Origin of the sequence: Halalkalibacter sp. APA_J-10(15) (assembly GCF_023017105.1) — a bacterium.
Lineage (GTDB): Bacteria > Bacillota > Bacilli > Bacillales > Bacillaceae_D > Halalkalibacter.
This window is the reverse complement of sequence record NZ_JALKEV010000011.1, coordinates 64,138-90,769: the sequence shown is the minus strand read 5'-3', so window position 1 is coordinate 90,769 and position 26,632 is coordinate 64,138. Positions and strand designations below refer to the sequence as shown.

The window sequence follows — 26,632 nt, the reverse complement described above, 5'->3', positions numbered from 1 at the left end:
AATCATTATATTTTAAAAACATTCAAAAAAAGCAGTGACCATTCATAAACAGTCACTACTACTTTATCATACAAGCTTTTATTGTTGCAGGTCTTCAAGCAACAATGACAGCTCCGTCCATCGCTCGATTGCCGCTTCTAATTCCGCTTCTACTTGTTCTTTTTCCTTTAATAGTGGCTGAATTTTCCCGAAATCACTACCAGCACCCTCAATGGCTTCCTCAATCTCCTCAACCTGTTGCTCTAGCTTCGTAATTCGTTCCTCAATTTGATCCCATTCAAGCTGATCCTTATACGATAGCTTCTTTCTAGGTTTCGGCTTCTCTTCCTTTTTTGGCTCTGGAGTACTTACTCGCTTCCTTTGCTCCTCCACGTCCTTCTGAACTTCTAAATAATCAGAGTAATGACCTTGAAATCTCGACACTTTTCCATTACCTTCGAACACAAGCAGACGATCAACGACTCGGTCTAGAAAGTAGCGATCATGGGAAACGGTTATGACGACACCTGGAAATTGCTCTAAATAATCCTCTAATACCGAAAGTGTCTCTGTATCAAGATCATTTGTCGGCTCATCCAGAAACAGTACATTCGGCTCCTCCATTAATACCCTCAATAAATATAGGCGACGTCTCTCTCCACCCGATAAGCGCCTAATATACGTATATTGACCTGAGCGCGGGAATAAAAACCTCTCAAGCATTTGCTCGGCTGTAATTTGTGTGCCATCCGCTGTATAAACAACCTCTGCAATTTCTTTTATATAGTCAATGACTCTAAGATCTCCATTAATCTCTTTATCCTCTTGAGTGTAATAGCCGATATGAGCAGTCTCCCCAAACAATACCTCTCCTGAATCAGGTTTGCTCCTGCCAGCTAACATGTTTAATAGCGTCGTCTTCCCCGTTCCATTTGCTCCGACAATGCCTATTCGTTCGCCGGGAATAATAAGCTCATTCAATGAATCTACTATCTGCTGATTGGCAAATTGTTTAGAGACAGCTTTTAGTTCAATAACTTGCTTTCCTAATCTTCTCGAACCAATCGCAAAATCAAACTCACGCTGAACGGACTCATACGCATCTTCTTTTATTTGATCTACGCGCTGAATACGTGCCTTTTGTTTTGTTGTTCTAGCCTTAGCGCCGCGCTTTAACCATGCCAGCTCACGTTTTAATAAATTTTGGCGTTTCTGCTCCTTGTTTTCTGCTTGCATTTGGCGATCCGCTTTCTTCTCAAGAAAGCGCTCATAGTTTCCTTCATAGACAAATAAAGAACCTTGATCTAACTCAAACATATAATTGGTCACACGATTCAAAAAGTAACGATCGTGAGTAATTAATACAATCGCCCCTTTATAATTCGCCAAATACCCTTCTAACCATTCAATCGAAGCATGATCAAGGTGATTAGTCGGCTCATCAAGCAATAGCAAATCAGCTGGTTGAATGAGCGCCTTCGCAATCGCCACACGTTTCTTCTGTCCACCTGACAATTGACCAATTGTTAAATGGAAATCGTGCACACCTAACTTGGTCAAAATCGTCTTAGCAACGGTGTTCGCTTCCCACGCTTCCACCTCATCCATCTTCTGTTGCCACTTTATATACGTTTTTTGGTATGCTTCGTTTGCTGGCTCTCTCTCAAATTTCATTAAGCTTTCCTCATAAGCACGCATCGTGACCATGATGTTTGAATCACCAGCATAGATCTCTTCTAATACCGTAAGATCCTCTGCTAATTCAGAGTGCTGTGACAAATATTCAATTTGAAAATCCTTCGCGTGAACGAGCTCACCTGAATCAGCTCCTTCAACTCCAGCTATTATTTTCATGAGCGAGGATTTACCTGTACCATTCACCCCAATGAGTCCAATTCGTTGCTGCTCTTCTATTGTAAATGAAATATCTTGAAACAAAACCTTATCTCCATATGACTTCGTTAAACGGTCTACCTGCAAAATACTCACATCATCATCTCCTATGGTCTAGCTCCAACGCACTGAAAGGTTCAATCTAATCATTTTCGGTGTACTTAACCTAACCTATCAAAGGGTTGTCCCAATCGGTCTGTTTGGACCTTTTAAGACAACCCTTCATTCGTAGTGACTCTATTATACCTTTAATACCTTCTTAATATCATCTTCTATTTTTTCTGGCTTCACTTGTGGTCCATAGCGCTCAACAACATGCCCTTTTTGATCAACAAGAAACTTTGTGAAATTCCATTTTATATCTGAGCTAAGAAGTCCTTTTTTTTCTTGCTTTAAATATGAGTAAAGTGGATGAGCCTCTGATCCATTTACTTGAATTTTAGCAAACAGTGGAAAAGTCACACCGAAATTCAATTTACACGTTTCAGTCATATCTATATCAGCAACAGGCTCCTGATTCATGAATTGATTCGTTGGAAAACCTAACACATAAAAGCCTTGCTCATGGTAGCGCTGATATAGCTCTTCAAGACCTTCAAACTGTGGAGCTAGCCCACACTTCGTCGCCGTGTTGACAATGAGTAAAGCTCTCCCCTTGTAGACCTCTAGTGATTGCTCTTCTCCGTTTGATTTGTTCACAGTAAATTGATGAATACTCATACAAGCATCCCTCCATTCTATTAACATTTATTATAAAAGAAGGTGATCCAAAAGACGAATATTCTGCTTACCATTGCCTTCTACGTGCAAAGTCAACAAAGCGAAATTTATCAGGCCGATGCCGTGACTCCGTCAATTGAAATAGAGTCGTATCTTCTAAATAGACATGACTTTTAACAACTACAATGAGCGAATAGTCTTCTAAATCGAGTAACGTCCGATCTTCCTCAGTTGGTATTTCAACGGTAATTTCCTTTTTCGCGAAACTAATCGCTAAGCCTAATTCTGACTCAATATATTCATATAAAGAATCTTCAGTAATTTCTTCAGTCAAATCTGGAACTATCGACGTTAGTAAATAATCCTTATCTAAAATAATCGATTCATCGTCTATATCACGAATGCGAACGAGTTCCCATACGGCTCCATTAGCACTCTCATCTAAATAAAACTCAGCTTTTAACGATGCATCTAGCTCTATTTCTCGTAATGATATGACCATCGTTTTTGAACGGTGTCCAAGCTTTTCCGAAACTTCTTTATAGCTAACAAGTCCAGAAATCGGGAAGTTGAACTTAGAAACATCTAATACGATTGATCCTTTTCCTTGCATTTTTTGAATATAGCCTTGCTCCGATAAGAGCTTCAAAGCCTTACGTACCGTTTCACGTGATGTATGGTATTGCTGTCTTAATTCATGCTCAGACGGGAGATACTCCCCCGCCTTAATCGTTCCATTTTGTATTTCCTTTGCAATTTGTTCATAAATCATTTGAAATTTATTTTTCACCATTCATCACCCATTCTAGTGTATCACTTCTTATGGAAAATGAGGGAATCATATGGAGAAAGTGTTAGCTTTTTTTTAAGCTTACGCTCTATACCATTTGTTAGTAAGAGCTCGGCATCTAGATCATGATGCCATTCTTCAGGAAGTTCAAATGAAACTTCTTGACCATAAAAATTATTCATAACAAGTAATTTCTCTTCTCCCTTCACGCGCTCATATACAAATAATTGCGGATGGCCGTTTGAAAGCTGGCGATAGACACCTTCCGTAACAATATCTAATTCATGCCGCAAACGAATTAACTGTTGATAAAAAGAGAAAATCGATTCTTTCTCTTTCATAGCATTCTCCGCATTAATTTCTTTATAATTTTTTGCAACATCAATCCACGGTGTCCCTTTTGTAAAACCTCCATGAGGCTGATCGTTCCATTGTACGGGTGTTCTAGAGTTGTCACGTGATTTTTCTTGAATAATCGCCATGACATCCTCTTCTGATTGCTCTTCTTCCTTCATTTGTCGATAGTAATTTAACGTCTCAACATCTCTATATTGATCAATCGTCTCAAAATAAGGATTCGTCATGCCAAACTCTTCGCCTTGGTATATATACGGTGTTCCTTGCATCATATGAATCGTGGCTGCTAGCATCTTTGCTGATTTTTTATGATAGCTTTGATCATTTCCATATCTTGATACAACACGTGGCTGGTCGTGGTTACACCAAAACAATGCATTCCAGCCACCACCTATTTGCATGTCGACTTGCCATGTTGACAGGATCTTTTTCAACGCTTGAAAATCAAAGTCTGCTAACGCCCACTTTTTACCATTAGGATAATCAACCTTTAAATGATGAAAATTAAACGTCATACTTAATTCACGGCGCTCAGGGTTCGAATAGTCAATACAATGCTCAATGGATGTCGAGGACATTTCGCCGACCGTCATACTATCGTATTTTGCGAGAACGTTTCTATTCATTTCTTGTAAAAACTCATGAACACGAGGACCATCTGTATAAAAGCGACGTCCATCACCCTTGTCATCATTCGGAAATGACTGATCCTTAGAAATTAAATTGATCACATCTAACCGAAATCCATCAATGCCTTTTTCAAACCAGAAATGCATCATATCATAAATAGCTTGACGTAGCTCTTCATTTTCCCAGTTTAAATCAGCTTGAGTGACATCGAAGAGGTGTAAGTAATATTGTCCAGATTGTTTGTTATATTCCCAGGCGCTCCCACCGAATTTTGATTGCCAATTCGTCGGTTCTGCACCATCGACAGGATCTTTCCAAATGTAGTAATCGCGATAACTACTATGAGGAGATGCAATCGCTTCTTTGAACCACGCATGCTCCGTTGATGTATGATTAACAACAAGGTCCATAATGAGCTTCATTTCACGCTTATGAACCTCTGACATCAACCTTTCAAAATCCTCCATCGTTCCATACTCTTCATGTATCGCAAAATAGTCCGAAATATCATATCCGTTATCTTTTTGCGGTGATGCATAAATAGGAGTAAGCCAAATGACATCTACTCCTAATTCATGTAAATAATCTAGTTTTTCAATAATTCCTTGTATGTCCCCTACTCCATTTCCTGTCGTATCATTAAAGCTTTTTGGATATATTTGATAAACAACTGCTTTTCTCCACCATTCCTTCACTGTGGTAGCCCCTTTCTTTTGAATCTGCTTCTTTGAAAAAAGCCTAATAGAAACTGTTCAAAAAGCACAAAAATATAGAAATTATTCCGTTCGCTACGCGTCTTGTGGCGAGAAAAAGCATTCACCACAAGATTTAAAAGATTGTAGCGATAAACTCATTGCTTCGAGTTTATTCAAAAAGGAAAAGCCGTCCTTTTTGAATAATTTCAATAACAAGCTTTTCTCTCCCCATTAGGCTCATTCGCCTATTTTTCATGAGACGATTACTGATCTTTCATCCGTGTCTTCCCGTATAAGAAAGTTAAGACGAACGGCACAACAATAGCAATCACCATTCCAACTAGAAATACGAGCCAATAGCCTGCTGTAATCGAGAAGATCCCTGGCAATCCTCCTACACCAATCGAATTCGCTGTAACCGAATTGACCGTTATCCATACAGCACCAATCGCTGAACCGATAATGGCACATATGAACGGGAAGCGATAGCGCAAATTCACTCCAAACATCGCTGGCTCCGTAATACCTAAATAGGCTGATATGGAAGATGTCATCGATAATCCTTTTACCTTCTCATCCTTTAATACATAATACATGGCAAGTGCTGCCGAGCCTTGAGCTATATTAGACAGTGCTAAAATCGGCCATAAGAATGTGCTCCCTGTACTCCCAATCAGTTGCAAGTCAACTGCTAAGAATGTGTGGTGCATGCCGGTAATAACGAGTGGTGCATAAATTGCTCCATATAACAAACCACCGATAGCCGCAACATTACTAAAGATCCAAACAAAAACATCAGTAATGATATTACCAATCCAAAACGTTACAGGTCCAATCGCGATAAAGGCGATAAATCCAGTCACTAATAAGGCAACAGGTGCCACAATAAGTAGCTGAAACCCATCTGGAATTCGCTTTCGTAATGCAATCTCTATTTTCGCTAACACATAAGCGGCAACTAAAATCGGCAACACTTGACCTTGGTATCCCATCTTAGCAATATCTAATCCAAAAATATTCCAATAAGGAATGTCTCCGTCCTGCAGTGCATCACCATATCCCCACGCATTAAGAAGATCTGGATGAACGAGCATTAATCCAAGGACAATCCCTAATAATTCACTTCCTCCAAAGCGCCTCATTGCCGACCAGCCGATGAGACCTGGCAAAAAGACAAAGGCCGTATTCGCAATAAGATGAATCATATCAGCCAGATCAGCCCACTGCGGAAACATTTCTACAACGGACTGTTCACTGAAAATCCCTTCAGCAGTGAGAATATTATTAATCCCCATTAACAAACCAGCAGTTACAATCGCAGGTAATATCGGAATAAAAATATCAGCAAGTACTTTAATCGCTCGCTGTAACGGGTTTAAATTTTTCTCTGCTGCTGTTTTCACTTCATCCTTTGTCGCCGCTTTTTTTCCTGCAAGCTCCATTAACTCCGCATACACTTTGTCAACAGTCCCTTGTCCAATCACAACCTGAAATTGACCATTTGTTGAGAACGAACCTCTGACAACATCAATTTCCTCCAGCTTGTCCTTATCTACCTTTCCTTCATCCTCCAACGCAAGCCTTAAACGTGTGACACAATGAGTAGCCGATGCAATGTTCTCTTTACCGCCAATCGCTTCCAGAATTTCCTTGGCTGCTTCTTTATATTGACTCATTTTCCACTACTCCTCTCAATATATTTTATTTCAATCGCTATGTTGTATATACAAATGATTACGCTTTCATTGATCTTAACTTGTATATACAATGTTGTCAAGAAAAATAAGTTCCTTTTATTATTTGTTCCATACCCTGTAATTATGAGTTTTAAGCTTGAATTGAAAAGGACATTGAAGAAGTTGTAATAACCTCTTCAATGTCCTTTTACTGTTGCTTTTATTTCTCCCTCAACCACCACGACACTCTTATCCTTTCACAAATCGTTATATAGTGCATCATTGTCAATAAAACAGCTGATACGTTCATCCCGATAATAATGCCATCCATTTGAAAGGCTGCCATCGATCCAAGAACATACATCATAATAAAGGAAACAATCGTTGTATATAAAGCATGTAGAAAGGCCTCTTTCACGAGTCCGAGTCCAATTAAGTACGCTTGCATCGGAATAACAAAATAATGAAACAAGAAGTAAGGCAATAGTAGCTGTAAATAGCGGACGGCTGGCGAATCATCGAAAAATAAGCTCGTTAGCATTTCTGCATAAAAATAGAAAACACAAACAGCTACTAATCCATAAATCGCTGTAATCATCATAACTTTTTGTAGCAACGATCTTAATTTTGCTAAATCCGCCTTATGAAAAGCTTCCGAAACAGTCGGAATTAAGACAATTAATAGTGAATGCGCAATAAAGGCTGGAAAGAAGCCAATCGAAAAGGCCACCCCAGCAAGCTTTCCGTATTGCACCATCGCCACTGATTCAACCATCCCCGAACGGACGAGCGCACTTTTAATAAAAAAGGGCTTAATTGCAAACGTAGCTGAATGAAAAATGCGCAGCCCTGTTGTCGGAACAGACACCGACAATAGCGAATGGCGTACCTTCTTCCAGCCGACTTCAGCACGCGGCTTTTTCTTTAATTTGTGCATCTGGCGCATAAAGGCAATAAATAAGTAGAGAAAGACAAGCGCCTCACTCGCAATGAGGGTAACAAAAGCAATGACTAGAGCAAATTCAATCTGATAGGAGGACCATAGAAAGAAAAAAACTAGTAAAGCAAGCTGAGCCGCCCGTCTAATAAAGTTGGCAAGCGCAATTCTCCCCATTTGCTGTGCCCCCATAAAATATCCCCTTGCTACAGAGGAGAACGTTACAATTGGAATTAAGCTAATAAATAACCACGGAACAACCGGGTGATATTGGTCAAATACCGGTAATAAAGGAAGAATGATAACCGCTACAAGCATACAGATGGCAGCACAAACCGTTGCAAAGCGTAATGCATGCTTGAGCATGCTTCGGTGAAATAATTCTTCCTTTTCTGCAACAAACTTTGAAATCGATATCGGTAATTCTAAGCTAGATAGCACGACAATAAACATCACAGTTGGAAAAATAGCCATATACAAACCAAGACCCTCTTCTCCTAACTCACGTGCTAAGACAACATTTATAATAAATTCTATGCACTCTACTATGAGGGCAACTACGATTAACAATAGCGCACTCTTAAAAAATGTCTTCATCGTTTCTCTCCCTCTTTCATCTGTCCGTACACTATATGAGACAAGTCATAAAAATATCGATACTTAAGTGAAAAAGTTTGACACATTTCCAGACATTTGCGAAAGTTAGAGAGAAAACAACTAATAGGAGGGCTTCCATTGTATATTATTCATGCATTTATATCCGTCAAACGCGAGCAACGTGAACACTTTTTACGAGATGTTCAACCTTTAATTAAACATTCACAAGCAGAAGAGGGAAACATTCGATATGAGCTGTATGAGCAGAGCTCAGCAGACAATCAATTTATTATGGTAGAAGAGTGGAAATCAAAGGAAGCGATCGAGTTCCACTTTCAAACAAAGCATTTCGTTGAATTTGGTGCACAATCCAAGGATTACATGGCTACTCCTCCACAAATCAAGCAATTCGCTGTTCGAGCAGAAAATGACTAGCCCTTTTATTCATCGTGGAATGGTTTCTTACTTACATTCCATTTTTTTATTTCTTCCCTTTATTAAACTTTCCTCCTCCCGCACTCTTCCCATAATCTAAGAAAAACGCGATAGCGTCTTTTCTTAATTGCATCGTGTGGAGCCATCATATCTATAAGTGTACTTCTTTCAGAAAAACGTGTAGCGACGAATAAGGCGACATTGCGAATTCACCTACGATGGGAGGGCCGACTCCTGCAGAAAGAATGGGGAGGGTACTGAATAAGTCCTTTCTAGTCACTCAAGGAAGAGTAATGGCTCCACTCATTGCAAGGCTTTCAAAATCGGGCAACGGCTACGCATATTACTTAAAGGCCACTGAAAAAGTGCGATTTTCACTTTTTCAGTGGCCTCAAGAACGGGCAGGTTGAAATCCACCGGCTCAGCCCGTTAGTTCAACGCCCGCCTGCGGAAAGCGTGCCCCCCATCCCGGTAGCGAGGTCGCAGAGCCGCTCCCTGAATACTAATCAAAAAACCTGTCGACTTGTCTCGCTTTTGCGAGACTTTGTCGACAGGCTCTATAAATTTTAATTCTATAAAAAAAGTATATGAAAACATCAAAATTATCTATTACTTTATGTGAAATTTTTGATGTTTTTTCTACCACTTCCCTCCTATACCATTTTAATAGAACGCTTTCATCTAGATTCATACTTTTCAAACGGAGGTGAATATCTACTTTTTTGTAAGCGTTTCATCTTATGTTTCCCCTAATTTAAATCACGTATATGGAGGTTAAGAATGTTGAAGAAAATACTACTAAGTCTTTTTATTGTTTTCCTAATCATTTCTACATCGTTTCAAAGCGTTTCATTAGCAGAAAGTAGTTTTCAACCACCTAGTGAGGACTGGAATTCATTACAGGATTACATTTTATTTGAAGGAAATCGCGATGGCTGGGGTTACGGGCTTCTCCCTGGAGAAGATAGTGGTTGGGGCTACGACTATTTCATTCCACTCGGAGAGGAGTATAATGGAGCCCCTTCTATTCAATTAACACCAACAGACGATTTCTGGGAAGCGAATTTAACACTTAATGGCTGGCAAACAGGAAACATCGAGCCATATTTAGCTAATGGCTCGCTTCAATTTGCCGTTAAAGGTGAAGATGGTGGTGAAGGCTTTCAATTAGGCTTTAAGGATTCAGTTACAGAACGTTTCTACAATGGAGAGCCATACGAACCAGAGCACGGAGCTGAATCCAACGTTCACATTAGCTTAGACAGTCATGATTATTTTGATATTACAACGGATTGGCAAACCATTGAAATTCCATTAGCTGAATTTATCGATGATGGTTTATTTGATTTCTCACGAGTTCAATTGTTTACGCTTTCAAGAAGCTATCAAACAACTGAAAATGAATTTACCGCATATATAAGTGATATCAAAATCGTCTCAGATGATATTGAGGAAAGCTTTGCTCCAATTAAGGTAAATCAATTGGGCTATTTAATAGATGGGGAGAAATACGCGTATGTAAGCGGCTATTACAATGAACTTACTGCGACCGTCGGCACGCCGTTCGAAGTGAAGAATAGTGCCAACGATCAAGTCGTTTATTCAGGTGAGCTTGAACTAGTAAAGGCTTATGACCCTGCATCAGGAGAGAAAGTCTTAAAAGCGGACTTTTCTAACGTAGAAGAAGGTAGATTTTATATATCCATTGATGGGGAAGAGGATTCCTCTGTCTTTGCGATTGGCACAGAAGTCTACAATCAATTATTAACCGACGTTCAACGTTTTTACTTTTTACAACGTGCTAATGTAGATTTGTTAGAGGAGCATGCTGGTATTTTCGCTAGAGAGATGATTCATGACGGCGACTTCGCGGCTCCACTGCAAACAGACCCATCGACTACCATTGATGTTGCGGGTGGTTGGTATGATGCTGGCGATTACGGGAAATATGTCACTGCTGCTGCTACAGCCGTATCCGATCTTCTTTGGGCTTATGAACTCTACGATGAGGCATTTTATGATGGACAATTGAACATTCCTGAAAGCAATAACGGAACGCCTGACCTATTAGATGAAATAAAGTTCGAAACAGACTTCCTATTGAAGATGCAAGATGACGAAACAGGTGGATTTTATAGTTATGTCATTCGTGATGAGGACCGTACTGTCATGAATGCTAGCATCCCAACTGCACAAACAGCGAATACGGCAGGTGCTTTAGCTCATACGTCTCTCGTCTTTAGTGAATTTGATCATCTTGAAGATTATGCAGCGACTTTACTCGCTTCTGCTGAAGCAGCGTGGGAATACCTAGAGGACAACCCAACTCATATTCCTCAGCCTGATGGTCCATATAACGTAGATCATGATGAGAATAGTCGTTATTATGCAGCTGCTGCTCTTTACCGCGCAACAGGTGAACAGAAATACAGTCAGTACATCTTGGATCACTATCAAGATTTTCCTGATACATTTGGAGATGCTTCATTTTCCCATGGGATTAATGGGATGGAGATGATCGGGCATCATCATTATATGGCTGCTCACGAAACCGATAGTAGCTTCGAGCAATGGTACACCGAGCAATTTAATAGCTGGAGAAACGAAGTGATTCACATTAGCACATCTGAATCGGTATGGCGTAACTCTCCAAACGAATACTACTGGGGAGCCAATACAAATACGTTTACGACACCTTTAAGTCTAGCTGTTGGGAGTCAGTTAACCGATCAATATGACGAAGATGTCCTGCACGTATCAGCAGCTAATATGAACTATGTGCTAGGGATAAACCCTCTTCAGTTAAGCTTCGTTACTGGATTTGGTGAAAATCATATTCACGAAACACATAGTAGTATTTTTAATAGCGATTGGTTAGTTGAATTTCCACCTGGATTCATGGCAGGAGGACCTAACTCGAGCTCAACTAAGCTTTCAAACTTCCCAGCAAAACGCTACAACCATTCAACGATTGATTGGGAAACGAATGAGCATGCGATTAACTACAACTCTCCACTCGTCTTTGTAGCGGCTATGCTCGTCTATCATCAAGATCATTCGATTGATGAAATCGAGAACGAAGAGGAAGAGCCGGCTGAGGAAGAAAAGGAAGAGCCATCAACCGAAGAAAAGGACGATGAGAAAAAGGACCCTCCCGGCGGAGAACCACCGGCAGATGATGGGACATTAACGGATGACAAGGATGATCTTCATAACGAAATACCAACGAAAGAAGAAATCGAGACGATCATAAGCTCGCAGTCAGGATCACCACTTCCAAACACTGCGACCAACACTTATAATCATTTGTTAATCGGCTTACTCATCGTTGCAATTGGCTTAACTACTCGTTTTAGAAATCGAGTACTCCCTTCATAAATATTATTCAAAAAAAACCGCTATGAGTGATTATTTCTCATAGCGGCCTCTTCACTTGATGTGTAACCTGCCTCACTCATTCCCTCCCTTTTCATTCATTTCATAATATAATCCATCGTTTTCCATTAATTCCTCATGTGAGCCTTGTTCTACTATTTTACCTTCCTGAAGAACTAAAATACGATCTGCCTGCTGAATCGTATTTAATCGATGTGCGATAACAAAGCTTGTTCTCCCTTGCATGAGCCTTTTTAACGCATCTTGAATTTTGATCTCTGTAATCGTATCAATGTTACTCGTCGCCTCATCTAAGATGAGAACGGATGGATTAACAAGGATCGCTCTCGCAATCGATAAGAGCTGTTTCTGACCTTGACTTATTCCACTCCCTTCTTGATCAAGCATCGTATCAAATCCCTCAGGTAGTTTCATAATAAAGGAATACGCATTAGCCTTCTTCGCCGCTTCTTCTATCTCTTCATCGGTTGCATTCTGACGACCGTAACGAATATTTTCACGAATCGTTGCTTGGAACAGAAACGAATCTTGCAAGACGAAACCCATATGCTGTCTTAGGCTCTCTCTTTTTAACTCTGATAAAGGAATACCATCTATAAGAATGGCTCCAGACTCTGGCTCATAGAAGCATGATAACAGATTGATAATCGTTGTTTTCCCAGCTCCTGTAGGACCTACAAGGGCAATCATTTCCCCTGCTTTGACACGAAAGCTAACATTCGCAATTGTTTTACTCTCTTCTTCATAGGAGAAATGGACATCCTTGAAGACAACATCCCCTCTTATTTCTTTAATCGGCTTCGCATGTTTCTGATCTGCTTCCTCAGACTCATCAAGCACTTCAAACACACGCTCAGCGCCAGCAACAGCTGACAATAACGTATTGAATTGATTAGCTAAATCATTTAATGGTCTTGTAAATTGTCGAGAATATTCTGCAAAGATAACAATAATACCAACCGTGACAGCACTATTTTCCTGTAACGCCAACATCCCACCAATAAAAGCAATAACGGCAAAGCTTAAATTGTTCAATACATTCATCAGCTTTGGAATAAACCCAGAATAGGTTTGTGCCCAAAAACTAGTCTTTCTTACCTCTTTGTTTTTTTCTTTAAACTGTTGAATGACATGGTCTTCTTGAGAGAATGCTTTAACGATTCGTTGTCCTGATATCGTCTCCTCAATAAAACCATTTGCAGCGCCTAGGTTTTTTTGCTGCTCTTTAAAAAATATCGAGGTTCGCTTCGTAATCCACTTCATTCCGAAAACCATCAAAGGTACAACAGTAACCGTAACAAGCGTCATAAGCGGACTCAACCAAAGCATTACAGCTAAAATACCGAAAAACGTTAACACACTTGAAATAATTTGAATCACCGAGCTATTCAATGTATTACTTATATTTTCAATATCATTCGTCATTCGACTCATGAGCTCCCCGTGCTGTCGTTTATCAAAAAAAGGGATAGGTAGCCTTTGAATATGATTAAAAAGCTCCGTTCTAATCGTATAAACCGTTTGTTGTGCAATTCGAACCATCCAAAAGTGTTGAAGCCACATCGTCAACGCATGAGATACATAAACGATGAGCAAAAAGGCTAGTAACCATATAAGTCCAGAAGTGTTAGCAGCCATTAAATAATCATCAATCGTCACTCCAATTAAAAAAGGTCCTAATAAACTTAAGGCTGAGCTTAAAATAATCATTAAAATAACGAGCATCAACATCCGTTTATGTTCACCTAAATAGCTCCATATCCGTTTCGTTGTATCGAACCAATTATCGATGTTTTTTGTATTTTTAATATTTTTACTACGTTTAATGGATATACGCTCATATTGAAAGGGCCTACTAAATGGATTACTCATGAATAAGCACCTCTTTTTGTTCTTGTGATTGAACTAGCTCTTGATACATCGTCGATTGCTGGAAGAGCTCTTCATGTGAACCTTTAGCAATGATTTGACCATCTTCCATTAAGACAATCAGATCAGCTTCCATCGCTGATGTGATCTTCTGTGTAATGAAAAGTGTTGTACAGGAATGCGAGCGAATTGCGTTTAACAGCTTGGCTTCTGTTCGAACATCTAACGCACTCGTGCTATCATCCAATAATAGAATTTTTGGTTTGCGAACTAATGCGCGCGCAATCGACATTCGCTGCTTTTGACCACCAGATAAATTCACACCTTTTTGACCAATTAGCGTGTCATATTTCAATGGAAGGGACTGAATCGTATGAGCAATCTGAGCTTCTTTCACCGCTTGAGTCATTTCCTCGACTGACGCATTTCGTTTTCCCCATAAGAGATTATCCTTAATCGTTCCTGAAAATAAAAAGACTTCCTGTGGAACATAACCAATCGCTTGACGAAGCTCCTCACTATGAAACTGATTGATTTTGTTTCCATCAATATAAACACTTCCTTTTTGCGGCTCGAACAATCGCGGGATTAATTGAAAGAGAGATGACTTCCCTGAGCCTGTTTCCCCCATAAAAGCAATCGTTTGACCTGCTTCAATCGTCAATGAAATATCGGTTAGTACATCCTCCTTCATAGTAGGATAGCGAAAGTACACATGCTGAAACGTAATGGCCCCTTTTTCCACCTTAGCTGACTGTGAACGTTCAACGTCTTTTTCTGTTTCTTCTTCCAACACTTGCGAGATACGCTCAGCAGAAGCTTTTGTCCGTGAAAAAATAATCACAAACATCGAAAACATGGAGAGCGCCCCTGTTATACGCATCGCATAATTAAGAATAGCGACAACCTCACCAACCTGTGCATTTTGACTTACGACTGCCATATCACCGAACCAAATAATAGCGACAATCGCCGTATTCATTAATAGCAGTAATAAAGGCATCGCTACCTCCATTAAGCGCATCACGTTAATCGTTTTTTCTTTTAATTCCTCATTACGCTTTGAGAAGCGGCTCTGTTCAACTTTACGAGTAACAAATACTTTAATCATTCGAATCGCCTGTAAATTTTCGCGAAAGACGTGATTAAGACCGTCTAAACGCGCTTGAACATCTTTAAATAATCCAGAGCCCCTCTTCATCATCCATGTTAAGAACAAAATAATAATCGGGATCGTTACAACTAGAATAAGGCCAAGTCTAACGTTGACAAACAAAGCCATGATCACTCCGCCAAAAACAATTAATGGCGCCCGAAACATAATACGTAAGCACATAAATATCGTATTTTGAATGAGCGTGACATCATTTGTCATTCTCGTTATTAACGACGATGTTTGAAATCGTTGTAACGTTTCATAGGAAAAGCGTTGAATCTTCTCATACATGTCTCCTCTTATATCATAACCGGTACTTTGACTTACATGACCAGCATAAAAGGAATTAATAATTCCGGAAATGAAGGCAAGTAAAGACATCGCAATCATTATACCTCCCCATCTCATCACAAAAGCCATATCATTTCCTACAATTCCGTCATCAATGATTCTAGCTAATAATAATGGATGAATGAGCTCAACAACCAATTCCACAAACATTAAAGTAAGGGCAATCCATATCGGAATTCGGTAAGGTGTTAAAAATGGAAATAACTTCAGCATGATGCTCCTCCAAGTTCTGTTTGTTCATTCGCATTCTTTAATGTCATAAAAAGCTGTCCAATCAGGTAGTACCCTCGTGGACAGCTTTTGACCATATTCATTTCATTAGTCTTGTAAAATTCGGTCAATTTCATCAAGCTCATCCTGTGAAAATTTAAGATTGCTCACTGCTTGAGCATTGTCTTCGATCTGACTCACCTTACTTGCTCCGATTAGAGCTGAGGTCACCTTTCCATTACGTAGCACCCATGCTAACGCCATTTGAGCAAGTGTTTGACCTCGTCTTGCAGCGACTTCATGTAAGCCTTGAATCTTCCGTATCACTTGCTCGGTCACTTGATCCTCACCAAGAGCTCCCGTCTCCTTAGCTACTCTAGATTGTGATGGTATTCCTTTCATATATTTATTCGTCAATAGACCTTGCTGTAATGGACAGAAGGCAATTGAACCAACCTTCTCCTCTTCTAATACATCCTGTAAGCCATCCTCTTCAATCCAACGATTTAGCATAGAATAACTCGGCTGATGAATGAGCAATGGAGTTCCTAAATCATTTAGAATACGAGTAGCTTCTTTTGTCTGCTCCGCGCTATAGCTTGAAATCCCAACATAGAGCGCCTTTCCTTGACGAACAACTTGATCAAGAGCAGCCATCGTCTCTTCAAGTGGGGTATCAGGATCTGGTCGATGTGAATAATAAATATCAACATAATCAAGACCCATTCGTTTTAAGCTTTGATCAAGACTAGCAATTAAATACTTTTTCGATCCCCATTCGCCGTATGGTCCGTCCCACATATGGTATCCTGCTTTCGTCGAAATGATTATTTCATCACGATAAGGCTTGAAATCCGTTTGTAATATCTTCCCAAACATCTCTTCCGCTGATCCAGGAGGAGGACCGTAGTTGTTAGCCAGATCAAAATGAGTAATCCCTAAGTCAAATGCCCGACATAGCATTGCTCGACCATTCTCAAACGTATCAACACCACCAAAATTATGCCATAAACCTAACGAAATCGCTGGTAAAAACAATCCAGAATGCCCTGTACGATTATATATCATCGAATCATATCGATTATCACTTGCTACATATGTCATATTATCTCTCCTACTTCTTTATGTGCCACCATTAAACAGATTGTGGGTGCTTTTCACTAACCATATCTAATGTAGCCGCTAACGCGTTACTTTCAACTTGTTCTACATTTTTGCATCCAGGAATGACACTTGTCACTGCTTCATGCTTCAAGCACCAGGCAAGCGCCCATTGTGCCATATTAACACCTTCTGGCACTTCATTTCGTTGAATCCGTTCAACTAATTCGAGCTTCTGCTGCAACTGCAATTGATCATGATGAGAACGGACATCACTGTCAACAAAGGATGCTCCTGGCTTATATTTCCCACTTAAAAAGCCACTTGCTAATGGTACTCGTGCCATGACACCTAATTGTTGTCGTTCGCATGAAGGAAACACCTTCTCTTCAGGCTCCGTCTCTAAACGATTATAAACGACTTGAATCACACTAGCATTAAACTCAGATGCCATATCGGTTTGATAAATGTTATCATTAGCACCGATGGAAATACCTAAATGTCTAACCTTCCCTGCTTGAATTTGTTTATCTAACGCTGTCCATAGTCCATCATTCCGAAACGCTTCATCACTACCAGAATGAAATTGATACAGATCAATGTAATCCGTTTTAAGCGCTTTCAGGGATTCATCTAATTGCTGTATCACTTCCTCGGCACTCCAATGATTCGTACGATCAAACGCCCCATGAAACTTATGTCCAAATTTCGTCGCAACAATCCAATCTTCTCGCTCATCCTGCTTTAAATAGTTGCCAATAAAAGACTCTGAAAGGTGGTCACCATAACATTCAGCTGTATCAATAAAGTTAATGCCAACTTCTTTCGCTCGCTGCAAAATAGCATTTACTTCATCTTGGGTAAATTCCTTGCCCCATTCGCCTCCAAATTGCCACGTTCCAACTCCAACTACGGACACGTCTAATCCAGTTTTCCCTAGCGTACGATATTTCATGGACCTAACCCCTTTCGAAAAAATAGACTACTATAATTAGTTCGATAAAAAGAGTGGAAAACCTGCCCAAATCTTCAGAGATTATTTTATCATTCTTTCCTTATGAATAACAAAGAAAAGACATGCTTCAGAAAAAAATAAATTTCTTCTACATACCTAACGTAGCCTTTCTCTAATCTTCCTAGCTACAAGAGCATGATCAAAAAACACCACGAAAAATATAGCAATGGCTCCGTTCGCTACGCGTCTGTGGTCAGAAAACCACTCACCACAAGACTTTTAAGAGATGTAGCAACTACTCTCATTGCTTAGAGGTTGTTCAAAAAGGGAAAAACATCCCTTTTTGAACAACCTCTATAAAATCTATTTTTTTAATTTATAATACGTAATTGCTAACGCAAAGGCGAGCACTGTCCCTTTTACTATATCCATCGAATAATAAGGTACAGACATCATCACTAGACCATTGGACAAGATGCCTATTAATACAGCACCAAAAAACGTTCCTATTGCATTAGGTTTACCTGCTCCGAGAACAGAAAATCCAATAAATGTTGCTGCCACAGCATCCATTAAATATGGAGTACCAGCGTTTATTTCCGCTGTAGCAACTCTTGACGCTAGCACGATCCCCCCGATAGCAGCAAATAGTGCTGATAATAAATAGGCAGTGACTTTATATTTATTAACAGGTATTCCTGATAATCTTGCAGCCTCCTCATTCCCACCTATTACATACATAAACCGACCATGCTTCGTATAGGTTAGGAAAATATGAACGAGAATGACCGAAATGATCATAATAATAATAATCCAAGGAATTCGCCCAAGCTGTAAGAAGAACGAGCTTAACGTTCCCGTTGCAAACGAGCCGTCTGACATCACCATATTTTCAGAAACGGTTGCCCCTTTCGTATACGTTAAAGCAATCCCTTGTACGATAAACATCGTTGCAAGTGTTAGAAGCATATCAGGTATTTTTACCTTCACGATCATAAAGGCATTAAATGCTCCAACAAGTAAAGCCGCAATTAAAGCGGCGAATATCGCTACGAACGTATTTTGTGAAAACCAGACGAACATCGAAATAACGATGGCATTCGATAAGGATGCAACTGAGCCTACTGATAAATCAAAGCCATTGACAGATAAAGAGATCGTAATCCCAATAGCAATAATCGTCACAATTGAAATCGAACGTAAAATATTTATCATATTTGAACTTTGCATAAAGGAATCGGTTGCCAATGAGAAGAATACAATCAGCACAACGATCGTTAGCAACGTTCCATATCTATAAAAGAAACGAAATGCATCAAACTTTTTCTCTTTTCTTTCTGATACTTCTTGCACGTTAGTCCCCTCCAGTCGAGAAATACAGTAGCTCTTCTTCATTTGTTTCTATTGTCTGTACCTCTTTTACCATTTTTCCATCGTACATCACATACACACGATTCGTTACACCAACAATTTCTGCTAGCTCTGATGAAGCATAAATAATCGCTTTTCCTCGCTTCGCTAATTCTTGTATTAAGAGAAAGATATCTTTTTTTGCCCCTACATCAACACCTTTTGTCGGTTCGTCAAACATGTAGACGTCCGCATCAGCAATCAACCATTTTCCAATGGCGATTTTTTGTTGATTTCCACCAGATAAATGTTCAACTAGAGCTAATTCTGATGGGGTTTTGATCCCTAGACTTTGAATCACCTCTACTGACTTTTTACGTTCTGCTCTCACATTTAAAAATCCGAATAGCCTAGTGAAGGAAGACAAGCTAGCCGCTGTCAAATTTGTCGTAACAGATTCTGTTACAAGGACCCCTTCTTTACGTCGTTCTTCTGGAACGAGCGCTAAGCCTTGCTGAACAGCTTGATGGGGTGCTTTCAGCTTTAATTTCTTTCCTTTAAGTAAGACGTCTCCAGATAGATTCGTTGATTTTCCGAATAACGCTTTACATAACTCTGTTTTTCCGGCTCCTACAAGTCCTGCTATTCCAATAATTTCACCTGCATGAACGTGAAAATTCACATCATGTACCTTTTGCTTATCTGAAAGTCCTCTTACTTCTAGGATACGCTCCCCACTCACCTCAAAGCGATCCGGGTATTGATCTTCGAGCTTTTTGCCTAACATTTTCTCAATCACTTCATTTTGTGTTATTTCTGCCGTTCGTACTCGTTGAACAAATTGTCCATTTCTCATCACCGTAATTCCATCACAAATTTGAAAGATCTCTGGCAACCGATGTGAAATGAAAATAATTCCGACTCCACTAGCCTTTAGCTCTCCTACAATACGAAACAATTCATTCGTTTCAGTTTGACTTAAAGGTGCTGTCGGTTCATCTAAAATGAGAAATTGACAGTTTGAACGTACCGCTCTTGCAATTAAGACCATTTGCTTTTCGGCAAGCGTCAATTCATTAACGAGTGCTTTTGAAGAAATACGAATATTCATTTTTTCTAATATCGCTTTAGTCTTATCATGAATCAATGACCAGCTAACAAATTGTTTCTTCCCTAATTCATTAACCGTTTCATTTAGCATAATATTTTCTGCTACCGACAAATAAGAGATCAAAGCCGTGTCTACTTCTTGATAAACAATTTGAACACCGGCATTTTGAGCGTCCTTTGGTGATCGAATTTCCATCTCAACATCATCAAAGGATATAGAGCCTGAATAATGACTATACGCCCCTGACAATACTTTCATCAAAGTCGATTTCCCAGCGCCATTAGCCCCTAATAATGCATGTACTTCACCCGTTTCAATCTGAAACGTTGCTTGATCAAGCGCTTTTACACCAGGAAATTCAATTGATATGCTTTCCATATGTAATGTCGTCATGACGATTTCCCCACCTTACGTCTTTTACTCATACTCTTTCAACATCCTCACCACTTAGCTGAGGGAATAGCAATAGATAAAAAACCTTTTTCAGTTCTTCAAACATAAGGAGGTGTCTAAAAGAGCTCTAACTCCGCTTTTAGACACCCAAAGAGAGGAAACTGAAAAAGTTTGTTTTTTTTACTTTTTCAGTTTCCTTTAAGAGATCCTCTTTAACTTTACTGCTGATAATGCTCTTTAAGCTCTTTCATCCAATCTTCTTCGAAAGCATCTGATTGTCCCCAACCTTCAATAATATCAGCAAGGTTCACCATATTCACAGACTCTTCTTGCCCTAGTAATTGATCTTGTGATACTAATGAAGCTTCAAGGTCATACGTTTGTGGCGTTTCTTCCCCAGCAAGCTTCTTAGCTAAAATTCTCACATTAACAGCGCCAATTAATTTCGGATCAACAGCTGCTGTATACTTCCATGGATTTCCTTCCTCCTGTAGCTCTTGTAAATCTGCATTTGAAATATCAATACCATAAATCGCAATATCCTCACGTCCTGCTTCCTTCAATGCTCTTGTCGCACCAATCGCAAAAGCATCCCACGTTGCAAAGATCGCATCAATTTCACCTTCTGGATACTTAGTTAACATCGCCGAAACTGCATTCTGTGTTTGGACTGATGTATCCTCTGCCGCTACCCCAAAGCGTTCAAGCTCATTAATTCCTGGATGGCTATCAAGTACTTCTTGGTACACATTATTACGTCTAACCATTGGCGGAAATCCATCGACCCATAGGTAAACAATATTCGCCTCACCATCAAAATCTTCTACTAATTGATTTAACGCTAATGATGCTAATTCTTCATCATCTTGAGACGTTAATGTGACACCTTCAATGTCTATTAAACCACCATCTGAATCAAACGCTACAACGCTTTTTCCACTATCCACTAAATCTCGAACACCTTCAATCGTAGCCTGATCATCCCCATGAGAAATAATGACACCATCATAGTCACCATTGACCGCCTGTGCAATCGCATCATGAAATGCTTCCGTATTTCCATTAGCTGTAAATGTTTCAACATCAAATCCAAGAGCTGACCCTTCCTCTTGGGCTCCAGCTAAAAATTGCGCTGTATGATCGTCACCACCGATTTTACGGATGACTTTAATGTTTACATCTTCTCCTTCAGCAAAACGCTCTGGAACACTTTCAAAGCTCACATCACTATCATTGCTCCCAGCTTGTCCTGTTTGTCCTGTGTCTTCAGCTGTACCACACCCTACAAGAAGTAGTCCAAGTGCAAGTGGTGCAATCGCATGTTTCAATACTTTCTTCATTTCTCCAGCTCCCCTTTTCTCTTTCTTTCATCACTATCATTCATTGACCACAAAAGAACCTCTCTTATCCATAAAGAGAGGTTCATCATGCTATGATTGAAATCCTCTCTCATCTTTCAAAGTATGAAGCCGTCATACTTTGCAGGATTTAGCACCGTTTCTCAAGTAAGAACGGTTGCTGGGCGTCATCGGGCCAGTCCCTCTGCCACTCTTGATAAGAGTCTATTTATCTAATTTTCTGTCAAAAATGAATAATCTAACTTTAATACCTTATCGAAAAGAAGTCAATAGAATTCCGACAAGAAAAATATGTTTTTTTACATCATTCAACTAAATCCGCCTCCATGCGAGCCAATTCGCAACTATTACCATAAGTAAATAACCATATACCCCACCAGTAAACTGTAGGCTAACGTAATGACCTAAGAAAAATACACCACCTAATAAGACTAAGCCGAGCATTTGCCACCCTTTACTATCTTGAATAACTTTAAATGATTTGGAGAAAGGACGCTTTATACGCGCAGCAGCCAGCTGACAAATGGCCATATAGAGCATACTTGAAAAGATCAATACAATTAAATCAGGAATAATTCTAATCGAGAAGATCCAAAGAAAAATGATCGAAACAAGTACATACAACGGCAACACTAGCTTTACTAATAATGCTTTTAGTGTTCCTTTAACCGCAAGATGATACCCTTTTAACGGTGAAGACTTATAAATCCATGCTCCTTTGTAGCCTTCAGAATATTCCGCCATTACGACTATAGTTGGAATGAGCAAAATCGTAAAATACATCGACAAATACCACTGACTACTTGCGATCTCTCCCCAAGTGCTATTTCTCATTTCTGAGAAAAGAAAGAGATAAGGCAAGACAAGTGCAAGACCAATAGATGGATACACCTTAAGCTTAAATTGTCGCTCCCTTTTTATGACAATACTAGCAAAATGGAAAAAGGCTCGTTCATCCTTACTAGAGCAGATGATATTTGATATCCACGTAAGCCATCTTTTCTTTCGTTCCCTCGTATTTCTCTCATGACTGTCAAGCTTCTGCAAATAATATTCGAAGGTTGGCATGAATCGTGCGTAAAAGACCATCGCCACAATAGGAACGAAAATCGCTAGACTCGTAAAGCTAATAAAATATGCATTTACAACCTGATTTAAAATGAGCTCAAATAGTGCCGCAAACCAGATAGGCGGTAAGAAAAATTGCCACCACGCTGCTTGAAACTCTATGTTCAAATCGACAAATTCAAATGAACGAACAACAATTTGATACCCAACAATCAGCGCGATAGAAAGTCCAATTTGAACATAATTAATCATATCCTTCAGCACTTCACCATTAAAGAAACGTAATATTAGTAAATATAATAATGTTGTGATGACAATAATGAATAAATTTAAAAAAACGATACTACTTAGAAACAAGAAGGCAAATCCAATTCCTTTCACAGAGATTGCTACAATAAGTGGAATCGCAATAATCGCTAACGATAATTGTATTAAATAATTTGCGACATGAATCACTTTCACCGCCGCCAACGTCTTCTCAGTAATCGGCTTCGTTGCTAGAATCGATCGGTCACGCACATCTAGTAGCACAGTTGAGAAATCCGAAATTAGCGATGACATGACAAGAAACATATAAATTGAAAAGACAATACTTAATTGAAATAAGTACTCTTCACCAAAGAGAAAGGGAATTAAAATAAGACCAAATAGGGCATATAACCCTAATGATAATAAAAATTGATTCTTTTTCTTATCTTCCTTCTTTGCTGAATCGGCAAAAACCGTCGGAACACGTCGCTGATCCATTTCAAACTTCACTTGTAAGATCGTTCTCATGTCAGTAAAATCGACTCCAAACAAGCGAAATACTTTTTTACATCGATCTAATAAACGTAGCAGTAAATAATCCTTCATCCTTACACCTCTTGAACAATCGAAACAAATTTACTTGCGATTTCTCGGTGCTCATGAAAGCCAGTCAATTCATTAAAAATCTCTTCTAATGAGCCTTCTAAATTCTTTTCTCTTAGCTCATCGAACGACCCATCTGCAATAATCTTCCCTTCCGAAATGAGCACAATTCGATTACTAATTTTCTCAACAACATCCATAATATGTGATGAATAGAAAATCGTTTTACCTTGAGAGGCCAATTGAGCCATTACTTCCTTTACAACCATCACACTATTTGCATCTAAACCACTCAGCGGTTCATCAAGAAATAGTACATCAGGATTATGTAATAAGCTTGAAATAAGTAAAACTTTTTGACGCATCCCTTTTGAAAAAGAAGAAATACGAGAATAATAGACCTCCTCCAATTCAAATTGCTTCATTAGTCGACGCGCTTTATAATCAGCTGCTTCCTTCTCAATTCCATACAGCTGACCAATAAACGTTAAATACTCTTGAGCCGTCAGCATATCATATAATTCAGCGACTTCAGGGACATAACCAATCTTCCGTTTATACTCGACTCTTCCATTTGCAATATCTTCTCCAAGAACTTGCACCGAGCCCGTAAATCCTCGGACAAGCCCTAGCATAATTTTAACGGTTGTGCTTTTCCCAGCCCCGTTCGGTCCGATGTAGCCAATAATTTGGCCTTCATACACATCTAAATTTATGCCTCGTAAGACATACTTATCATCATATTTCATCATCAAACCTCGTAATGAAATAACAGGTACCTGATCTGTCATAGTTATAACTCCTTATATCCTAGTTTGTGGACAGTATATCATACAAGACCTCTAAATATTCCCTTTTCTTATCATTCATTTCCATTCATACTTGTTCATTTCGTCAAATCCAGGTGTTACAAGCGCTAAAGCCTTACTGAAAGAGAACGTGTAACGTACGAAACCGCCACCACCGTCAACATCGTTTTATTTCTGTAAAAAAAGAAGAGGCCATTATACAAGATGGCAAGCACCTTGTATTTACAGCCTCTCTTTCAACCGACAATATCGATTAGTACTTCTTTAACAAGTAACGCAACGGAATAACCGAAACGACAATAATTAGTAACGCTGCAGGTGCAGCCAAATGATAAATCGCCTCTGTTGCTTCAAAATAAACCCGGACAGCTAGCGTATCAAAGCCAGGCGGCCTTAGCATTAATGTAGCTGGTAGCTCTTTAATTGAACTTACAAATACGAGCGCCCCCCCTGCTAATACACCGGGAAGAATCGTTGGTAGGATCACTTTAAACATCACCTTCCACGGTGGATAACCGAGGCTCCTTGCCGCTTCATCAATTCGAGGTGACACTAAGCTAAGCGAGGCTTCCCCCGATTGCATCGCTTGTGGTAAGAAGCGAATGACAAAAGCAATCGCAATCATGTAAAACGTGTTATACAACGCTGGAATATGATTATTAAAAATAAAGATCATTCCTAAACCAACAATCACACCAGGTAACGCATAGCCAGCATAGCTTAATTTGTCAATGAAAGTCGTCAACCCTGATGGATAACGTGATTTCAAATAAATAATCGGTAATGCTAGCAGCATACATAATAATGCAGCGAGACCTGATACGAGTATACTATTCCACGCAAAGCCGAAAAACCTTGCATCAAGAGCACCCATTCCCATCCCAATAACCGACCAATAAATCAGAACGGCAATTGGTAAGACAACTGAAACGAGAAACACACAACAAACATACAGAAAGGCGAAAGGTTTCCATTTTCCTAATGATAATATTTCTGGCTCTCGGAATGTATTACTCGTTTGATAATAGTGACTTTTCCTCCGCGTCCTTGACTCAATCCATAAGATCAAAATCGTCAGTACGATTAGCACAAGGCTCAAAACAGAAGCAGAGGCTGTATCAAAGCTCGAACGTTGAAAATAAATCGCAGCTGTAAACGTCACATACCGGAGCATCGCTATAGCACCAAAGTCGGAAAGAACATATAAAGAAATCAGAATCGCCCCTGCTCCGATCGCCGGACGTAAAAATGGTAAATTAACCTTCCAAAAAATCTGCGCTGTATTTAACCCTTGAGAACGAGCCACCTCTTCAAAATTACGATTCATCTTTCGTAATGACGCACTAGCAATAAGAAACACATATGGATATGTAAACATTGTCAAAACAAAAAAAACGCCCCAAAATGAATAAATATTAAGCGGATATTGTCCAAACCATTCGACGAGAAAAGGAATGTCGCGCCACAAATCTCGTAGCCAGCCACTTGGACCCATAACAATAATGTATGTAACCGCACCAACATACGGTGGGATCACGAGCGGCAACGCCAATAACCATTGCCACACTTTCCTCCCAGGTAAATCAGTCCGAACGACTAACCATGAAAGAGAAATACCAATGATGACAGCAAAAGCGGTCACTGCTATTGTCAATGAAAACGTATTCCACAACAATTCAGGAATGCGACCATCTAGCAATCTCATCCAACGATCCTTCCCAGCAAATAGAGAGCGCCAAATGACATAAATAATCGGTATCGACATGATGAGTGCAACTAAACTACCGACGAATAAAAGAACAGGTCCCGGAGGGTTCCCATACCAGCTATTCAGCCATTTTTTTTTCATAAAATGGAGAAGGGTTGGAGAATGATTTTCTCCAACCTTAGGATAAGCTTGATGCTGTTTTTGTTCTTTATTATGATCGTGCTTATCCATGCTGC

18 protein-coding genes and 1 riboswitch are annotated in these 26,632 nt (G+C 39.5%); of the genes, 2 read left to right on the top strand and 16 right to left on the bottom strand.

Annotated elements, in window-relative coordinates:
* Positions 1–78: 78 nt before the first annotated feature.
* From MW695_RS13755 to MW695_RS13730, 6 genes are all read right to left on the bottom strand, one after another.
* Positions 79–1,968 carry an ABC-F family ATP-binding cassette domain-containing protein gene (locus MW695_RS13755; protein WP_247105933.1) on the bottom strand — a complete coding sequence of 630 codons (1,890 nt, stop codon included), beginning with the start codon at positions 1,966–1,968 and terminating at the stop codon, positions 79–81.
* A 144-nt stretch (positions 1,969–2,112) separates the two neighbouring features.
* Entirely contained in the window at positions 2,113–2,592 is a 480-nt protein-coding gene (locus tag MW695_RS13750) for a glutathione peroxidase (protein WP_247105932.1), read from the bottom strand.
* 67 nt (positions 2,593–2,659) lie between these two features.
* Complete coding sequence (gene treR, locus MW695_RS13745; protein ID WP_252120761.1) at positions 2,660–3,385, bottom strand: trehalose operon repressor; 726 nt, start codon at positions 3,383–3,385, stop codon at positions 2,660–2,662.
* Between the two features lie 20 nt (positions 3,386–3,405).
* On the bottom strand, positions 3,406–5,064 hold the full coding sequence (treC, locus tag MW695_RS13740) for an alpha,alpha-phosphotrehalase (RefSeq protein ID WP_247105930.1): 1,659 nt from the start codon (positions 5,062–5,064) through the stop codon (positions 3,406–3,408).
* Positions 5,065–5,327: 263 nt separating this feature from the next.
* On the bottom strand, positions 5,328–6,740 hold the full coding sequence (gene treP / locus MW695_RS13735; protein WP_247105929.1) for a PTS system trehalose-specific EIIBC component: 1,413 nt from the start codon (positions 6,738–6,740) through the stop codon (positions 5,328–5,330).
* A 220-nt stretch (positions 6,741–6,960) separates the two neighbouring features.
* Complete coding sequence (locus MW695_RS13730) at positions 6,961–8,274, bottom strand: polysaccharide biosynthesis protein (RefSeq protein ID WP_247105928.1); 1,314 nt, start codon at positions 8,272–8,274, stop codon at positions 6,961–6,963.
* 138 nt (positions 8,275–8,412) lie between these two features.
* Between MW695_RS13730 and MW695_RS13725 the strand changes: the two genes are divergently transcribed.
* Both MW695_RS13725 and MW695_RS13720 read left to right on the top strand, forming a co-directional pair.
* Entirely contained in the window at positions 8,413–8,709 is a 297-nt protein-coding gene (locus tag MW695_RS13725) for a putative quinol monooxygenase (protein ID WP_247105927.1), read from the top strand.
* Positions 8,710–9,489: 780 nt separating this feature from the next.
* Positions 9,490–12,087 (top strand): glycoside hydrolase family 9 protein, encoded by a 2,598-nt coding sequence (locus tag MW695_RS13720; RefSeq protein WP_247105926.1) that lies wholly within the window; start codon positions 9,490–9,492, stop codon positions 12,085–12,087.
* 72 nt (positions 12,088–12,159) lie between these two features.
* On the opposite strand, the gene MW695_RS13715 is transcribed toward MW695_RS13720, so the two are convergent.
* The 10 genes from MW695_RS13715 to MW695_RS13670 form a co-directional block, all read right to left on the bottom strand.
* A complete protein-coding gene (locus tag MW695_RS13715; protein ID WP_247105925.1) occupies positions 12,160–13,977 on the bottom strand; it encodes an ABC transporter ATP-binding protein in 1,818 nt (605 codons plus the stop codon).
* Complete coding sequence (locus tag MW695_RS13710; RefSeq protein WP_247105924.1) at positions 13,970–15,694, bottom strand: ABC transporter ATP-binding protein; 1,725 nt, start codon at positions 15,692–15,694, stop codon at positions 13,970–13,972. The genes MW695_RS13715 and MW695_RS13710 overlap by 8 nt, the downstream gene beginning before the upstream one ends.
* A 105-nt stretch (positions 15,695–15,799) precedes the next feature.
* A complete protein-coding gene (mgrA, locus tag MW695_RS13705; RefSeq protein WP_247105923.1) occupies positions 15,800–16,795 on the bottom strand; it encodes an L-glyceraldehyde 3-phosphate reductase in 996 nt (331 codons plus the stop codon).
* A 31-nt stretch (positions 16,796–16,826) separates the two neighbouring features.
* On the bottom strand, positions 16,827–17,747 hold the full coding sequence (locus tag MW695_RS13700; protein WP_247105922.1) for an aldo/keto reductase: 921 nt from the start codon (positions 17,745–17,747) through the stop codon (positions 16,827–16,829).
* A gap of 363 nt (positions 17,748–18,110) precedes the next feature.
* A complete protein-coding gene (locus tag MW695_RS13695; RefSeq protein ID WP_247105921.1) occupies positions 18,111–19,100 on the bottom strand; it encodes an ABC transporter permease in 990 nt (329 codons plus the stop codon).
* Between the two features lies 1 nt (position 19,101).
* Positions 19,102–20,601, bottom strand: coding sequence for a sugar ABC transporter ATP-binding protein (locus MW695_RS13690; protein WP_247105920.1), 1,500 nt, complete (start codon positions 20,599–20,601; stop codon positions 19,102–19,104).
* Between the two features lie 218 nt (positions 20,602–20,819).
* Positions 20,820–21,941 (bottom strand): sugar ABC transporter substrate-binding protein, encoded by a 1,122-nt coding sequence (locus MW695_RS13685; protein ID WP_247105919.1) that lies wholly within the window; start codon positions 21,939–21,941, stop codon positions 20,820–20,822.
* Positions 21,942–22,047: 106 nt separating this feature from the next.
* A riboswitch (SAM riboswitch) is annotated at positions 22,048–22,162 on the bottom strand.
* Positions 22,163–22,271: 109 nt separating this feature from the next.
* Positions 22,272–23,882: a hypothetical protein gene (locus MW695_RS13680; RefSeq protein ID WP_247105918.1), complete on the bottom strand. Its 1,611-nt coding sequence runs from the start codon at positions 23,880–23,882 to the stop codon at positions 22,272–22,274.
* Positions 23,883–23,884: 2 nt separating this feature from the next.
* Positions 23,885–24,670, bottom strand: a complete 786-nt coding sequence (locus MW695_RS13675) for an ABC transporter ATP-binding protein (protein ID WP_247105917.1) — start codon at positions 24,668–24,670, stop codon at positions 23,885–23,887.
* 271 nt (positions 24,671–24,941) lie between these two features.
* The gene (locus MW695_RS13670; protein ID WP_247105916.1) at positions 24,942–26,627 is read right to left on the bottom strand and encodes an ABC transporter permease; all 1,686 of its coding nucleotides are present in this window, start codon (positions 26,625–26,627) and stop codon (positions 24,942–24,944) included.
* Between the last annotated feature and the right edge of the window lie 5 nt (positions 26,628–26,632).